The sequence below is a fragment of the Saccharopolyspora dendranthemae genome (assembly GCF_007829955.1).
In the GTDB taxonomy this organism is placed as follows: Bacteria; Actinomycetota; Actinomycetes; order Mycobacteriales; family Pseudonocardiaceae; genus Saccharopolyspora; species Saccharopolyspora dendranthemae.
Map to the genome: position 1 here is coordinate 1,313,097 of NZ_VIWX01000001.1, position 13,947 is coordinate 1,327,043.

The following is a 13,947-nucleotide window of genomic DNA, read 5'->3' on the forward strand; positions in this document are numbered from 1 at the left end:
GCGGCGTGCTCGCCACAGCGCCGCTCAGAACCCCCGGCGGTGCGGGCTGCTCAGGTGGGGTACTGAGAAAGCACCTTCGGCGCTTGCCTGACGGGTTTTGGGTCGCGAGTTTTGGGTTTCTGTTTTTGGGGTCTTCTTGTCAGGTTTGGAGGAGGCCTTCTGCTGTGCGGACCAGGACGTCGCAGGCCGCGGCGTCCCGGCCTCCGGTGATCGGGCGGACCGCGTGCGCTCGCCAGCGGTCGGCTGCACGCTGAGCCGCGACGCGAACCTGCTCGTCGTTGGCCTCCGGTTCCAGGCCCAGGCGGGAACGCGGGTCGGCGCCGTCCGCGCCGAGCAGCCGCGCAGCGGGCTCGCTCGCCCCGCGCAGCAGGCGGGTGTCGCCGCGCACCAGCTCGTCGAGCAGGTCCAGCTCGGTGATCTCGTGGGCCTCCGTCGCGATCCGGTCCACCGACCAGCGCAGCGGGTGATCTGCGGACAGCCCCGGCAGCAGAGCTCGGGCCGAGACGATCGCGCGCCGCGCCGCGATCACCGGCGTCCAGGTCACCAGCCTGCGCGCCACCTCGTCCGCGCTGGCGGTCTCGCTGAACTCCACCCGGTGCCGCCCCCGGCGCAGCGTCGCGCAGAAGTCGGGCGTCGGCGGGACCCGGCACAGCACCGCGTCGACCGAACCGCGCGGGCCCTCGTCGGCCAGGACCTCCTCCGCCAGCTGCCGGTCCGCCGGTCCCCCGGCGAACACCACGGTCACCCCCAGCAGGGAGGCGCTGTCGACCTCCGCGGAGTCCGGCCCGGCGGCGTCGGAGACGATGGCCAGGCGCGGCGGCTGCACCAGCCGCGCCGCGATGGCGTCCCAGCCGGCCCTGCCGGGGCCCGCGCCCGCCGCTTCCTGCCCCTGCTTGACCAGGTCCGAGACGAGCTGGAACAACGCGCTCGCCTCGCCCTGCGACGTGGTGGTCGTCGTCGTCCGGTCCGCCAGCCGCACCGTCACCACCGCCACGCCCGCGGTCACGGCGCACTCCATCGCACCGCCCAGCACGGCGAGCCGTTCGGCGTCCTGGTGCAGCGCGGCGCGCAGGTCACCCGCCGACAGCTCACCGACCGAGGTCCGCAGCCGCGCGCCGAGCGCTTCGTCGCGCGCGAACTCCACCTCGACGGTGGGGTCGTCGCGGTTGATCCCGTCGCCCGCCAGCAAGTTCAGCACCGCCGCGACCGCGTGGTAGAAGCCGGACTCGATCTGCCAGCCCACGCGCCTGCCCAGATCCCCGGAGAACCGGACGCGGTGCGGCAGCGTGGCCGCCAGCTCCTCCAGCGCCGCCCGGGGTCCGCGGTCGGGCAGCATCGCCGGATACACGCCGCGCACCACGGTCCGGAAGTTGTCGAGCATGTCGTCCACGACCGTGCCGATCTCGGCGATCCGGGCCACCTCGCTGCCCGCGGCCAGCTGCTCGCCGAAACCGCGCAGACGCCGGCGCAAGTCGTCGAGGTCGCGCAGGGTTGAGGTCGTGATCGCGCGGACGAGCCTGCGCCGCTCCAGATCGCGCACGTGCGCCAAGCGCTCCCGGGCGGTGGTCACCTCGCCGCGCAACTCACGGAACCGCTCCGCCGCGCGCTCGTGGCCCTCGCGCAGCCCCTCGGCGTCCGCGGTGACCGCCAGCCAGCCCGCGGTCTCCCGCAGCGCCGCCTGCTCCTTGGCGCCCCAGCGCCGAGCGCTCCCGACCAGCAGCATCCCGCCACCGCGCACCGGTTCGCGGGCCGACTCCTCGCCGAGCCCGCTGTGACCGGCGTCCGGAGAGGCGGCGACGACGTCGAAGTCCTCGGGCCGTCCCGCAGCGGGCACGCAGTACGCGGCGCGCCCGCCGACGACGTCCGCCAGCTGGTCGACCAGGGCGCCGACCAACCTCTCCTGGGGCACGGATGCCACGACCTCGTGGGCGCGCCGGTTCTTGCGCATGCGGGCCTTTCAGTACGCGGCAGCCGCCGCGGTTCCAGGTGTCGGGTCGCACCGCCGAGGTGCGCCGGGTTCCGCCGCCCGCACCGCGGAGCGAATCGAGCGCCGGGACGAGGAACTCACCCCTCGATCCGGCTCGACCTCAGGTAGGCGAGCACCGCGAGCACCCGGCGGTGGTGGACCGCCTGATCGCGCGGGAGCCCGAGCTTGGTGAAGATCGACGCGGTGTGCTTCTCGACGACCTTGGCGGAGACGTAGAGCTCCTTGGCGATCGCGTTGTTGGCGTGCCCCTCGGCCATCAGCCGCAGCACGTCCTGCTCCCGGTCGGTGAGCGTCGAGATCGGACTGTCCGCCCGCCCGGCGGGGGCCTCGACCAGCCGCTTCGCGAGTGTCGGTTCGATCACGATCTCACCGGCGGTGATGCGGTCCAGCGTGTCGGCGAGCACCTGCACGCCCGCTACCCGCTCCTTGAGCCGGTAACCGATGCGCTCGGCACCGATCTCCAGCACGCGCATCAGGTAGTGCGTCTCGGCGTAGTGCGACAGCAGCAGCAGACCGATCTCCGGGTTGCGCGCGCGGATCTTCTCCGCGGTGGTCAGCCCGCCGTCGGGTTCCGGAGGCATGCGGATGTCGAGGACCGCCACGTCCACCTGCTCGGTGGCCACGATCCCCAGCAGCGAATCACCGTCGCCGACGCAGCCGACGACCTCGTGACCTGCGGCCTGCAGCAGCAGGACCAGTCCTTCCCGGAACAGCGCGCCGTCCTCGGCGATGGCTACCCGCACAGCAGCACCGCCCTCAGGTTCCGGCGCACCTGGGACCCAGGACGTTGTTCGGTGATGCGCACGCGCACGAACCTCCTGCCTCGCACTCGCACCCGCACGGTCGTACCGGGCTCCAGCGTAGCCAGGCGATCCGCGACGAGGAGACCGGTCCGGAGCCTGCCCTGCGAGCCGAGCTCGTGATCGGGCAGATCCAGGCCGAGCCGCAGGTCGTAGCGCTCGGCGACCGACAGGCACGTCGGTTCCAATCCCTCGGCGAGCACCGGCGGGTGGATCATGCCGCCGAGCTGGCGGACGTTCTCGATGAGTGAGAAGACCTTCTCCCGAAGGACCTCCACGTGGGAGGCCAGGCGCAGATCGGCGACGCCGGCCGAGAACAGGTCCAGCTCGACCGCGAGCGCCGACAGGCCGGCGGCGGGTCCGTCGTTGAGCGCCCGCTCCAGCTCGAAGCGGTACCGGGCGGTGCTGCGTCCGGGCACGCGCAGCCAACCGGGCAGCCACGTACCGCCGCCCCGCACGTTGTACCTGCGCGCAGTCCCGACCATCGTCCCAGCCTCGCGCGAGTGGCTGCCCGGCAAAAGGGTGCCAGCCCGTTGCGAAGGTAGGGCTATCCCCACCGTTTTCCTACGGGCATAGGGTTGACGCGGCTGGAGTTGTGATTATCTTTTGCTGACGCGAAGGGAGCACACAAGGTGCGTTACGGCGTTGGCATCGACCTCGGGACTTCGTTCACCTCCGCTGCGGTCAGCGGCCCGGGTGGTACCCACATGGTCTCGCTGTCGTCCGAAGTGGTCGTCCCCTCGGTCGCGCACCCCGCACCTGATGGTGCGCTGCTCACGGGAGAGTCCGCTCTGGGCGCGGTGTCCGACTCGGCCCAGGTGGCCAGGAACTTCAAGCGCAGGCTGGGCGACCCCACGCCGCTGGTGCTCGGCGGTTCGGCCTACTCGCCCGCCGCGCTGATGGCCGCGCAGCTGCGCGACGTGCTCGACACCGTGACGCGGGAGATGGGCGCGGCGCCGGAATCCGTCGCGCTGACCTACCCCGCGATCTGGGGCCCGTACCGGCAGGAGCACTTCACCGAGGTCCCGCGACTGGCAGGGGTGGAGGACTTCCGCCTGATCACCGAGCCGGAGGCGGCGGCCACCCACTACTCCACCGAGCGCAGGCTCGACGACGGGGAGGTCGTGGCGGTCTACGACCTCGGCGGCGGCACGTTCGACACGACCATCCTGCGGATGCGCGCAGGTCGCATGGAGATCCTGGGGACGCCGGAGGGCATCGAGCACCTCGGCGGCATCGACTTCGACGAGGCGCTGCTCGCGCACATCGACCAGCGCCTCGACGGCGCGATCAGCAGGCTCGACGTCACCGACCCCCGGTCCGCGTCCGCTCTCGCGACGATCCAGGCGATGTCGGTGCGCGCCAAGGAAGAGCTCTCCACCGAGCCGGACGTGAACCTGACCATCCCGCTCCCCTCCGGCCCGCGCGGCGTCACGATCACGCGGCTGGAGTTCAACGAGATGATCCGGCCGTCGGTCCAGCTCACGACCGAGGCGTTGCACCGGACCACGGCCTCGGCCGGGATTCGCGCCGAGGACCTCTCCGCGGTTCTGCTGGCCGGAGGCTCGTCCCGGGTACCGCTGGTGGCGCAGATGCTCTCCCAGGAGTTCAACAAGCCGGTCCGGGTCACCCTGCACCCGAAGTTCACCGTCGCCCTGGGAGCGGCGCGCACCGCGACGCAGCCCCGGCCCGCCCCCGCTCCTGACGTCTCCCCGGAAAGCGCTGCCTCGCAGTCGGTTCCCGAGCAGCCGGCGCGGAAGCGGAAGGGCTGGCTGGTGCCGGTCATCGCGGCGGCCACCGCGCTGGTCATCGGCGTGGGAGTGACCATCTTCGCCACCACCGGCGGCGGCGAGTCCGACGCCCCTGGAGGCGCGCTCGCCGAGAAGCCGGCCCCACCGGACGGTCCGGTCCGGGTCTTCGCGGGCAAGGCGCTCGAACCGTTCGCCGGGTACCTGGGTTCCGACGTCAACTGGGGCGGTTCCTACATCTTCGACGAGGTGACCGAGCAGGGAACGGTCATCAAGGCGGCGTCCGACCCGGCCAACAACGGGCTGCGGGTGTCCTGGATGGAGAACAAGCCGGCCCAGGTGTACCTGCAGACCGACAGCCCCCGCAATCCGCTCGACCTCACCGCCTACTCCGAGAACGGTGGCGCGCTGGTCTTCGACGCGATCGTGCACACCCCGCCGACCGGCGACACCACGAAGATCGGCATGCACTGCGAATTCCCCTGCCGCTCGGAGGTTCCCGCGGCCCAGCTGTTCCGGAACCTGCAGCCGGAGCACCGCGCGACGGTGAAGATCCCGCTGTCGTGCTTCGTGAGCGGAGGTCTCGATCCGCGCCGGGTCAACACGCCCTTCTTGGTGTGGTCCCAGCGGCGGATGGACATCACGTTCACCGACGTCCGCGTCGAGGCCCAGGTGCCCGACGCGACCCCGTGCGAGGCGGTGCGCTGATCAGGCCGCTTCCAGCATCGGGGCGGGGAACCGGTCGCGCAGCGAGCGGATCGCGTGGTGCAGGCGGCTTTTCACCGTTCCGACCGGGATGCCGAGCGCCGTGGCCGCGGACGCGGTGGTGCGGTCGGTGACGTAGACCTCGACCACCGCGCTGCGGTGGGCGGGCGAGAGGTGGTCGAGCAGCTCGTCGACGACCATCCGGCTCTCGACCTCGTCGCTGGGCGCCGACTGCATGGCCTTGTTCGCCAGGTCCTCGCTCTCGAAGGCCACCTCGGTGGGCCGGGCCTTGCGGCTGCGGTGCTGGTCGATCGCCACGTTGTGGGCGACGCGCAGCAGCCAGCCGCGCACCGATCCGTTGCCGTTGCTGAGGCGGTCGGAGTGCCGCCACGCGCGCAGCCAGGTCTCCTGCACGATGTCCTCGGCGAGGTACCGGTCGCCGGCCAAGCGCGTGGCGTAGGAGAGCAGCGCAGCGCCGTGCTCGCGAATGACACCGTCCATGTCGGTAGCTACGGGCCGAATGGTGCGTGTGGTGTCCATTTCGCTCTTCCTCTCGACGGGTGATCCGGGAAGCCCTGCCCGGCCGTGACTAAGAGGAATGCTTTCGCGTTTCGCGGCAGGAGTCGTCGGGTCTGTCCCTCCGTTCCCCGGTGCTGTCCCGCACTTTCGAGGGTGGCTGACCCGCCCATCGGAGGTAGGGCTATCCCCCACCTCCCGACGTCCGGTAGAGGGAGGAGAGCTCCCGCGCCGTGCCGGTGACCGCTTCCACCAGCTCGTTCATCCGGTCGTCACCGAAGCGGACGGTGGGGCCCTGCACGACGACCGCGGCGATGACGTGCCCGGTCTGGTCGTGCACCGGGGCGGCAACCGACCGCACGCCGACGAGACGCTCCTCGTTGTTCAACGCGTGACCGCGCGTGCGGATACGGCGGAGCTCGGCGTCGAGTTCGGCGTGCGTGGTGATCGTGCTCGGCGTGTGGCGCTCGAACGGCTCGGGCATGGTCGCCGGCTCCGAGCCGAAGGCCAGCAGCGCCTTTCCCATCGCGCACACGTGGATCGGGTTGCGGGCACCGGGTTCCTGGTCGTAGCGCAACGGGTGCGTCGACGGGATCTGCACCAGCACCGCCACCTCGTCGCCGATGCGCGCGCCGAGGCTGACGGCCTCCCCGGTGCGGTCGCGCAGCGCGGTGAGGACCGGCTGCATGACCGTCGTTCCCATGCGCTCCAGCGCGAGCCTGCCGAGGATCGCGGTGGTGGGCCCGAGGAAGTACCGCTCGCCCCCGGGATCCTGCGCGAGCATGTCGGCCGCGTGCAGGGCGCCCATGATGCGGTGCGCGGTGCTCACGGTCAGTCCGAGCCGGGTCGCCACGGCGGTGGGCGTGAGCTGCTCCTCCTTCTCGAAGCAGCGCAGGACCGCCATCGCCCGGTCCACCGACTGGGTCCCGGAACGCGCGCCGGTCATCGCCACCCCTCGCGGGGGCCGGGACAGCCGCTCACCCGCGCTCCCCGGAGTTCCCGGCGCTCGGGTCGACCTGCGCCCACAGGCTCGGGAGGTTCACCACGATGCCCTCCTGGGTGCTGCGGGCGATCACCACCACGGCCTCCTCGTCGGAGGCCGGGTTCTCCTCGCGGTGCGGGACGTAGGGAGGGACGAAGATGTAGTCGCCCGGCTCGGTCTCGACGCGAACCTCCTCCTCGCCTTCGGCGAAGACGAACACCGGGTGCCCGGACACCACGTAGATCGCGGTCTCGGCCTCGCCGTGGTGGTGGTCGCCGGAGTTGGTGGACGGCCCGACGTGGGTGCGCCCCATCCACAGCTTCTCCGAGCCGACGGACTTGCCCGAGATGGCCTCGAACCGCCGCATCCCCGAGGTCTGGTTGGTGTCGGACGTGAGCCCGCCGCCCCTGATGTGCTCCAGCCGCTGGTGCCAGTCCGCGGTGCCGTCGGCGCGGTTGTCGTTGCCTGACAAGGACTTCTCCTCGCTTTTCCTACATGGTGGTCGCCCTTGATGACCACCCTGCCACGTTCATACCGTGTGGGACGTTCATATTGCAATGTGGGACGGCAGATCGGAGCCGCAGATGGCCGTCGAGTTCGTGGGAATGATCCGCACCGCCGACAGCTCGGAGATCCACCCGCCGAGCGGTCCGAGCGTCGACCGCGACTACCTGCGCCGATTCGCCCAGGCGCACGAGGAAGCCGGGTTCGACCGGGTCCTGATCGGCTACCACTCGTGGGACGCCGACGGCTTCTCGGTCGCCGGCTACGCCGCCGCGCACACCGAGCGGCTGGGCTTCCTGCTCGCGCACCGGCCCGGTTTCGTCGCGCCGACGCTGGCCGCGCGCAAGCTGGCCACGCTGGACCAGCTGATCGGCGGCCGGCTCGCGATGCACGTCATCAGCGGCGCCAGCGAGACCGAGCAGCGCCGCGACGGGGACTACTCGGACAAGCCGGCCCGGTACCGCCGCACCGACGAGTACCTGGACGTCGTGCGCCGGATCTGGGACTCCGGCGAACCGATCGACCACGAAGGCGAGTTCTACCGCTTCGCCGGTGCTCGCTCGGAGGTCAAGCCCGTCGGCGGGACGCTGCCGATCTACTTCGGCGGGTCCTCGTCGGACGCCTACCGCGTCGGCGGCAAGCACGCCGACGTGTTCGCGCTCTGGGGCGAGCCGCTGGCCGAGACCGCCGAGCAGATCGCCGCGGTCCGCCGGGCCGCGGCCGCGCAGGGCCGGGACCCCGGCGAGCTGGGCTTCTCGGTGTCGTTCCGGCCGATCATCGGCCGCACGGACGAGGAGGCGTGGGAACGCGCCCACGGCATCCTCAACACCATCACCTCCCGCAGCTCCGGATCGCCGGGCGCGATGCTGGCGTTCCCGTCGGCGGAGCGCGGCGTCGGTTCCCAGCGGCTGCTCGACGCAGCGGACAAGGGCGACCGCCACGACCGGGCGCTGTGGACGGCACCGGCCAAGGCGACCGGCGCGGCCGGGAACTCCACGGCGCTGGTGGGAAGCCCGGAAACGGTCGCCCGGGCGTTGCTGGACTACGTCGACATCGGCGTCACCACGCTGCTGATCCGCGGGTACGACCCGCTGGAGGACGTCGTGGACTGGGGACGCCACCTGCTCCCGCTGGTCCGCCAGGAACTGGCGCACCGCTCCCGTCCCGCCCACGCGGGCTGACCTGGAAGGACCGTGGTGTTCTCTCTCCCGCCGGCACGCCAGCTCCTCGCCGCTCTCGCCTCGCTGCTGGTCGCGGTCGCGACGGTGACCGCGTGCGGTTCCTCGGACGACCGGGTGGTGCTGCGCGTCGGCGACCAGACCGGTGAGACGCAGTCCCGGCTGCGCGAGGCCGGGCTCCTCGACGACCTGCCCTACGAGATCGAGTGGTCCCAGTTCCCCGCGGCGGTCAACCTGCACGAGGCGCTGCGCGCCGACGCGATCGACATCGGATCGGCGGCCGACTCGCCCACTGTGTCGGCGATCGCCGGAGGCTCGCAGATCAAGGCCGTCGCCGCGTGGAACAACGGCGGCAAGGGCACGTTCATCCTCGTCCCGGCCAACAGCCCGATCCGGGACCTGGCCGATCTCAAGGGGAAGCGGATCTCGCCGAGCACTCGCGGCAGCGTCGCGCACTACCTCGTCCTGGGCGCGCTGGACAAGGCCGGACTCCGCGAGTCCGACGCCACGCTCAACTACCTGGCCCCCACCGACGCCAGCTCCGCGTTCTCCACCGGGAGCATCGACGCGTGGGCCACGTGGGGCGTCTACGCGGCCCGCACCAGGGGCCAGTTGGGAGCGCGGGCGCTCACCGACGGCGCGGGCATCAACAGCGGTCTCAGCGTGCTCAGCGCGACGGACGACGCCGCGAAGGACCCGGCCAAGCGCAGGGCCATCGCGGACTTCAGCGATCGCGTGGACCGCAGCTACGAGTGGGCGAGGCAGAACCCGCAGGACTTCGACCGCTGGTACGCGAAGTTCGCCCGCCAGCCGCTCGAAGTCGCCACCCAGGTCCGCTCGGAGCAGATCGCCTACCGCCGCATCCCGGTCGACGACGCCTTCGCCGCCCAGCTGCAGAACACCTTCGACACCTGGACCCGAGCGGGAGTCCTCCGAGGACACCGCGACCTCCGCGACTACATCGACCCGACTCTGCACACCCCGTGACGCACGCGGTCGGGAAAACCCCCGGCGCTCGGGACTTTCCGGCGGCTAGGCTCAACAACATGAGTGATCAGTGCGTGTTCTGCGGGATCGTGGCCGGCGAGCTCCCGAGCGTGAAGGTGACCGAGGACGACACGACGTGCGCGTTCATGGACATCAACCCGGCTTCGGAGGGCCACCTGCTGGTCATCCCCAAGCGGCACAGCCAGGACCTCTTCGACATTCCGGCCGATGACCTCAGCGCCGTCACCCTGACCGCGCAGCGCGTCGCCAGGGCCGCGTCCCGGGAGTTCGGCGCGGACGGGGTGAACCTGCTCAACTGCTGCGGCGCCGACGCGTGGCAGTCGGTGTTCCACTTCCACCTGCACGTGATCCCGCGCTACACCGACAAGACCAAGGACGGTCTGACGCTGCCCTGGACGCCCGACGTGCCGGGCGACGCGAACGTGATCGCCGAGCTGGGCGGCCGACTCGCCGACGCCCTGAGCTGACCGCCCTGAGCTGACCGGGCGAGCGCGCCCGCTTTACGACCGCCTCGACCTCCTCTAGTCTCACTGTTACTAGAGTCGGCCCGGGAGGTGAGGCGGTGACGGCTGCGCAGCACGCACCGTTCGGAACCGTTGCCCGCGTGGGTGATCTGGTGCAGTGCCACCTGTGCGGGCGCTGGTTCCGGTCGGTCCTCGCGCACCTGCGCTCGCACGGCTGGGACCACCTGTCCTACCGGCGGACGTTCGGCCTGGAACGCGGAGAATCGCTGGAAGGCTCCGGCACCGGCCTCCGCCGGTCACGAGCGATGCGGACGCGCCGAGCCCTCGACCCGAACGTGCGCACCGGCAACCGACTCGGCCAGCAGTGGGCGCGCACGGGAGCCCTGGCCGACGCCGCCGCGCGGGCCGCGCGCGGCCGCAAGCAGCCCGAGCAGCGACGGCTCAAGACGCTGCGGGCGCTCGCGGGGATCTCACCGGCGGCACGGGCCGAAGGCACCCGGCGCCGCTACCGCCGACAGCTGCGGGAGACGGGGACCCATGCCGCCGCGCGGCTGGGTTTCTCCGACATCGGCGCCCTCGTCCGGGATCGCACGGCCGCCGGAGCGAGCCTGGCCGGCATCAGCCGGGAAGCCGGACTGCACAAGGACTGGCTCTCGCGTCACCTCGCCGCGGTCGATCCGGACGCGGCGCGGGCGGTCGCCGCCGATGCGGCGCGATGCCGCCACGACTCGCGCTGGCTCCCGGTGATCCGACCGCTGGGCTTCACCGGCGTGCGCGACTACCTCGCCGACCGGCACCTGGCGAAACACCGCTCGGTGCGCGCGATCTCGGTCGAAGTGGGCTTCAGCCGCAGCGCCGTCGAGACCGCCCTGGCCCGGCACGGCCTGGACAAGGCGGCTCACGCCACCACGAGGCGGTCCTGCGCCGAGCGCGCCTCGGCGGTGGCGGAGCGGTTCGGGTTCCCCGACCTCGACGCCTACCTCCGCGATCGGCGCTCGGCGGGGATGAGCTGGCGGGCGATCGCCGCCGAATGCGGTCAGTCGCCGTCCTGGGCGCGGCGGCGAGCCCGGCCGGCCTGAGAACCGGACTCCGCGATCAGGTCGTCGACGAACCGCAGCGCGGAGCCGGCGTTGGCGTGCCGCCACGCCAGCAGGACCGAGTCGAACCCCTCCTCCTGCTCGCGTTCGTCGCCGATGGCGGTCACGATCGGCTCCAGAACGTCCCGCTGAGCGCGCAGCAGGGCCGTCGCGTCGAGGCCGCGCCGGTCGAGCAGGGCCAGCTTCATCAGCAGGTCCGACCGCAGCTGCCGGACGTGCTCGCTCGGCCGCTCCAACCACGCGTCCACCGCATCACGGCCGCCGTCGGTCAGCGCGTACACCGTCCGCTGCGGGCCGGAGCCGGATTCCACCGCCAGCGGCTCGATCTGGCCCGCGGATTCCACCCGTCCCAGCGCGCGGTAGATCACCGGTCGAGGAATCCGCCACACCCTCCCCAGCGGACCGTCCGCACCGGTCAGCGCCGCGATCGCGAAACCGTGCCGCGACCGCTCGCGCAGCAGCGCCAGCACCGTCCACTCCGGCAAACCCCATTCCACAGCACCAGGGTAAGCACCCCACCGTCCGCGCAGCGGAGCGGCGGTCACCGGTCCGCCCGGTTGATGCGCTCGGTGATCTCGGGACGGTGATGACCGAGCGCACGCCGGCAAGGACCCGGGGGCGGGGGCATGCGCTCCACACGCGAAATCGGTGCGGTCGGCACTTCCGGTGGCCCGCCACCGTTGAGTGGGTGAAGGCCATTTCGATCGATGACGAAAGGTTTCGCCATGAGCCTCCTCGGCGCTCTGCTCGGCTACGCGTTGACGGCGTACCTGCTGCTGCTGATCGCTCGGCTGGTGCTGGATTGGGCCCATGTGGCCACCACGGGCCCACCGTGGGTGAGACGCGCCCGCGAGCTGTCCCACAAGACAACGGAACCCGTGATCGCCCCGGTGCGGCGGGTGCTGCAACCGGTGCGTCTCGGTGGGATCTCCCTCGACCTGGCGTTCACCGCGGTGTTCGTCCTCGTGCTGGTACTGCGCTCATTCGCCTTCGCCCTCTGACCCCGGCGCGCAACCGCTCGATCGAGCGCTCACTCCCGGCTGAGCCCGAGCCAGCCGAGCTTCTCCCGCTCGCGGCGGGGCAATCCGGCCACGACGAGGTCGTAGGAGTCCTCGATCATGTCCCGCACCAGCCGGTCCGCGACGACGTCGTTGACGACGACGGTGTTCCAGTGGCGCTTGTTCAGGTGGTAGCCGGGAAGGACGGCCGACGGGTACGTGGTCCGCAGGTACACCGCCAGATCGGGCTCGCACTTGAGGCTCACCCGCAAGGGCTCGGCGTCCAGCCTGCTGATCGCGAAGAGCTTGCCCGCCACCTTGAAGACGCTGTTGGCCTCGTCGAACGGGAATTCCTCCCGCGAGCCGGGCAGTGCCAGGCACGCGGACTTGAGCTCCTCGGGCGTCATGCCACCAGCGTAAGCGGCGCACCGACAAGAACACCGGTTCTCAGGTGACCGCGTTCAACGCCTCCTCGGCCGCCTTCGTCGCGCCGTCGCGGTCGGCCGCGACCAAGCCGAGCCGGGTGCGCCGGTCCAGCAGGTCGGAGACGTCGAGGGCGCCCTCGTGCCGCACCGCGAAGCGCAGTTCGGCCGGGGTGACGTCCGTGCCGTCGATGGGTTCCAGGAGCCGGTGGTCGCCGGCCGCCTCCGCGAGCACGGCCGCGGCCTCCGTCCCGTAGCGCGACACCAGTCGGCTCGGCGCGTCCACGAGGGACAGCTGGGTCGGCGACGCCGCCCCGACGAGCGGCAGATCACGCGTGCGGCACGGGCGCCCGGTCAGCGCAGCCGCGTCCACGGCGTCCTGCGCCATCTTCCGGTAGGTCGTCAGCTTCCCGCCCACGACGCTGATCACGCCGTTGTCGGCGGTGAGCACCGCGTGCTCGCGGGAGAGGTCCGAGCTCTGACCGTCGCCGCCGTCCAGCAGCGGGCGCAGACCGGAGTAGGTGCCGAGCACGTCCTGCTCGCGGATCGGCCGCGCCAGCACGGAGTTGACCGTGTTCAGCAGGAAGCCGACCTCGTCGGCCGAGGCCGTCGGCACGTCCGGGATCGGCCCGTCCTGCTCCTCGTCGGTGAGTCCGATGTAGACCCTGCCGTGCCCGGCGGGCAGCGCGAACACGAATCGGTTCGTGGTGCCGGGAACGGGCACCGTCAGCCCCGCGTCCAGCCCGCCGAAGACCTCGTCGGAGACGACCAGGTGGGTGCCGCGGCTCGGGCGCAGGCGCAGTCCGGGTGCCACCTCGCCCGCCCAGACCCCGGCGGCGTTGATCACCTTCCGGGCTCGGACGCTGACGGTCTCGCCGGTCAGCTGGTCGCGCAGCACGGCACCGTCGCCGGTGACCTCCTCGGCCGCGCAGCGCGTCAGGACCCGAGCACCGTGCGCCGCCGCGGTCCGCGCGATCCCGACGACGAGCCTCGCGTCGTCGACGAGCTGACCGTCCCAGGACAGCAGCCCACCGCGCAGCCGTTCCTGGCGGACCGTGGGAACCATCCGCCGGGTCTCCACGCCGTTGACCCAGCGCGGGGAGGCCAGGACCGATCCGGGCGTGCGGGAGCCGCGGCGCAGCAGATCACCCGCGACGAAGCCGGCGGCCACCAGCGCGGCCTGCTTCGCCCCGACCCCGGAGACCAGAGGCACGAGCTGCGGGAGGGGCCGGACCAGGTGCGGAGCGGTGCGCTGCATGAGGGTCCGGCGTTCGACGGCGCTCTCGTAGGCGATGCCGACCTTGCCGGAGGCCAGGTAGCGCAGGCCACCGTGCACCAGCTTGGAGCTCCACCTGCTGGTGCCGAACGCCAGGTCGTGCTTCTCGGCCAGCACCACGCTCAAGCCGCGCGACGCGGCGTCCAGGGCGACGCCCGCCCCGGTCACGCCACCTCCGACGACGAGCACGTCGACCTGCGCCCCCTCGGCGAGATCGGTCAGGTCCTTGGTGCGCTGGGCGGCGTTCAACGAGGTCATCGGG

15 protein-coding genes are annotated in these 13,947 nt (G+C 71.9%); 6 read left to right on the forward strand and 9 right to left on the reverse strand.

Going from position 1 to position 13,947, the window contains the following annotated elements:
- Positions 1 to 139 precede the first annotated feature (139 nt).
- The 3 genes from FHU35_RS05885 to FHU35_RS05895 form a co-directional block, all read right to left on the reverse strand.
- Positions 140 to 1,948: a hypothetical protein gene (locus FHU35_RS05885; protein WP_145737329.1), complete on the reverse strand. Its 1,809-nt coding sequence runs from the start codon at positions 1,946 to 1,948 to the stop codon at positions 140 to 142.
- Positions 1,949 to 2,064: 116 nt separating this feature from the next.
- Positions 2,065 to 2,730 carry a response regulator transcription factor gene (locus tag FHU35_RS05890; protein WP_145737330.1) on the reverse strand — a complete coding sequence of 222 codons (666 nt, stop codon included), beginning with the start codon at positions 2,728 to 2,730 and terminating at the stop codon, positions 2,065 to 2,067.
- Complete coding sequence (locus FHU35_RS05895; protein WP_145737331.1) at positions 2,721 to 3,272, reverse strand: hypothetical protein; 552 nt, start codon at positions 3,270 to 3,272, stop codon at positions 2,721 to 2,723. Before FHU35_RS05895 ends, FHU35_RS05890 begins: the two co-directional genes overlap by 10 nt.
- Positions 3,273 to 3,419: 147 nt before the next feature.
- Here FHU35_RS05895 and FHU35_RS05900 point away from each other — a divergent pair, with 147 nt between their 5' ends.
- Positions 3,420 to 5,243, forward strand: a complete 1,824-nt coding sequence (locus FHU35_RS05900) for an Hsp70 family protein (protein ID WP_246110091.1) — start codon at positions 3,420 to 3,422, stop codon at positions 5,241 to 5,243.
- Here FHU35_RS05900 and FHU35_RS05905 read toward each other — a convergent pair whose 3' ends face one another.
- The 3 genes from FHU35_RS05905 to FHU35_RS05915 form a co-directional block, all read right to left on the reverse strand.
- Positions 5,244 to 5,780: a sigma-70 family RNA polymerase sigma factor gene (locus FHU35_RS05905; protein WP_145737332.1), complete on the reverse strand. Its 537-nt coding sequence runs from the start codon at positions 5,778 to 5,780 to the stop codon at positions 5,244 to 5,246. It abuts the gene before it with no gap.
- 160 nt (positions 5,781 to 5,940) lie between these two features.
- Positions 5,941 to 6,702, reverse strand: coding sequence for an IclR family transcriptional regulator (locus tag FHU35_RS05910; RefSeq protein ID WP_145737333.1), 762 nt, complete (start codon positions 6,700 to 6,702; stop codon positions 5,941 to 5,943).
- Between the two features lie 31 nt (positions 6,703 to 6,733).
- Positions 6,734 to 7,210 carry a cupin domain-containing protein gene (locus FHU35_RS05915; RefSeq protein WP_145737334.1) on the reverse strand — a complete coding sequence of 159 codons (477 nt, stop codon included), beginning with the start codon at positions 7,208 to 7,210 and terminating at the stop codon, positions 6,734 to 6,736.
- A gap of 112 nt (positions 7,211 to 7,322) precedes the next feature.
- Here FHU35_RS05915 and FHU35_RS05920 point away from each other — a divergent pair, with 112 nt between their 5' ends.
- The 4 genes from FHU35_RS05920 (at position 7,323) to FHU35_RS05935 (ending at position 10,971) form a co-directional block, all read left to right on the forward strand.
- Entirely contained in the window at positions 7,323 to 8,423 is a 1,101-nt protein-coding gene (locus FHU35_RS05920) for an LLM class flavin-dependent oxidoreductase (protein WP_145737335.1), read from the forward strand.
- A gap of 15 nt (positions 8,424 to 8,438) precedes the next feature.
- The gene (locus FHU35_RS05925) at positions 8,439 to 9,407 is read left to right on the forward strand and encodes an ABC transporter substrate-binding protein (RefSeq protein WP_222429286.1); all 969 of its coding nucleotides are present in this window, start codon (positions 8,439 to 8,441) and stop codon (positions 9,405 to 9,407) included.
- Positions 9,408 to 9,466: 59 nt separating this feature from the next.
- A complete protein-coding gene (locus FHU35_RS05930; protein ID WP_145737337.1) occupies positions 9,467 to 9,895 on the forward strand; it encodes an HIT family protein in 429 nt (142 codons plus the stop codon).
- Between the two features lie 95 nt (positions 9,896 to 9,990).
- Positions 9,991 to 10,971 (forward strand): hypothetical protein, encoded by a 981-nt coding sequence (locus FHU35_RS05935; protein ID WP_145737338.1) that lies wholly within the window; start codon positions 9,991 to 9,993, stop codon positions 10,969 to 10,971.
- Here FHU35_RS05935 and FHU35_RS05940 read toward each other — a convergent pair.
- Complete coding sequence (locus FHU35_RS05940; RefSeq protein ID WP_145737339.1) at positions 10,929 to 11,486, reverse strand: PadR family transcriptional regulator; 558 nt, start codon at positions 11,484 to 11,486, stop codon at positions 10,929 to 10,931. The two genes, FHU35_RS05935 and FHU35_RS05940, sit on opposite strands and share 43 nt — an antisense overlap.
- 228 nt (positions 11,487 to 11,714) lie before the next feature.
- On the opposite strand from FHU35_RS05940, the gene FHU35_RS05945 reads away from it, so the two are divergent.
- On the forward strand, positions 11,715 to 11,990 hold the full coding sequence (locus FHU35_RS05945; RefSeq protein WP_145737340.1) for a YggT family protein: 276 nt from the start codon (positions 11,715 to 11,717) through the stop codon (positions 11,988 to 11,990).
- Positions 11,991 to 12,019: 29 nt separating this feature from the next.
- Here the strand turns inward: FHU35_RS05945 and FHU35_RS05950 are convergent, their stop codons facing one another.
- Together FHU35_RS05950 and FHU35_RS05955 are read right to left on the reverse strand one after the other, a co-directional pair.
- Positions 12,020 to 12,394 carry an MmcQ/YjbR family DNA-binding protein gene (locus FHU35_RS05950; RefSeq protein WP_145737341.1) on the reverse strand — a complete coding sequence of 125 codons (375 nt, stop codon included), beginning with the start codon at positions 12,392 to 12,394 and terminating at the stop codon, positions 12,020 to 12,022.
- 40 nt (positions 12,395 to 12,434) lie between these two features.
- Positions 12,435 to 13,943, reverse strand: coding sequence for a glycerol-3-phosphate dehydrogenase/oxidase (locus FHU35_RS05955; RefSeq protein ID WP_145737342.1), 1,509 nt, complete (start codon positions 13,941 to 13,943; stop codon positions 12,435 to 12,437).
- Positions 13,944 to 13,947 lie beyond the last annotated feature (4 nt).

Excerpts from the sequence above, each read along its gene's own strand:
- FHU35_RS05885 (WP_145737329.1), bottom strand. The coding sequence starts at position 1,948 with ATGCGCAAGAACCGGCGCGCCCACGAGGTCGTGGCATCCGTGCCCCAG.
- FHU35_RS05895 (WP_145737331.1), bottom strand. The coding sequence starts at position 3,272 with ATGGTCGGGACTGCGCGCAGGTACAACGTGCGGGGCGGCGGTACGTGG.
- FHU35_RS05905 (WP_145737332.1), bottom strand. The coding sequence starts at position 5,780 with ATGGACACCACACGCACCATTCGGCCCGTAGCTACCGACATGGACGGT.
- FHU35_RS05910 (WP_145737333.1), bottom strand. The coding sequence starts at position 6,702 with ATGACCGGCGCGCGTTCCGGGACCCAGTCGGTGGACCGGGCGATGGCG.
- FHU35_RS05920 (WP_145737335.1), top strand. The coding sequence starts at position 7,323 with ATGGCCGTCGAGTTCGTGGGAATGATCCGCACCGCCGACAGCTCGGAG.
- FHU35_RS05930 (WP_145737337.1), top strand. The coding sequence starts at position 9,467 with ATGAGTGATCAGTGCGTGTTCTGCGGGATCGTGGCCGGCGAGCTCCCG.
- FHU35_RS05945 (WP_145737340.1), top strand. The coding sequence starts at position 11,715 with ATGAGCCTCCTCGGCGCTCTGCTCGGCTACGCGTTGACGGCGTACCTG.
- FHU35_RS05950 (WP_145737341.1), bottom strand. The coding sequence starts at position 12,394 with ATGACGCCCGAGGAGCTCAAGTCCGCGTGCCTGGCACTGCCCGGCTCG.
- FHU35_RS05955 (WP_145737342.1), bottom strand. The coding sequence starts at position 13,943 with ATGACCTCGTTGAACGCCGCCCAGCGCACCAAGGACCTGACCGATCTC.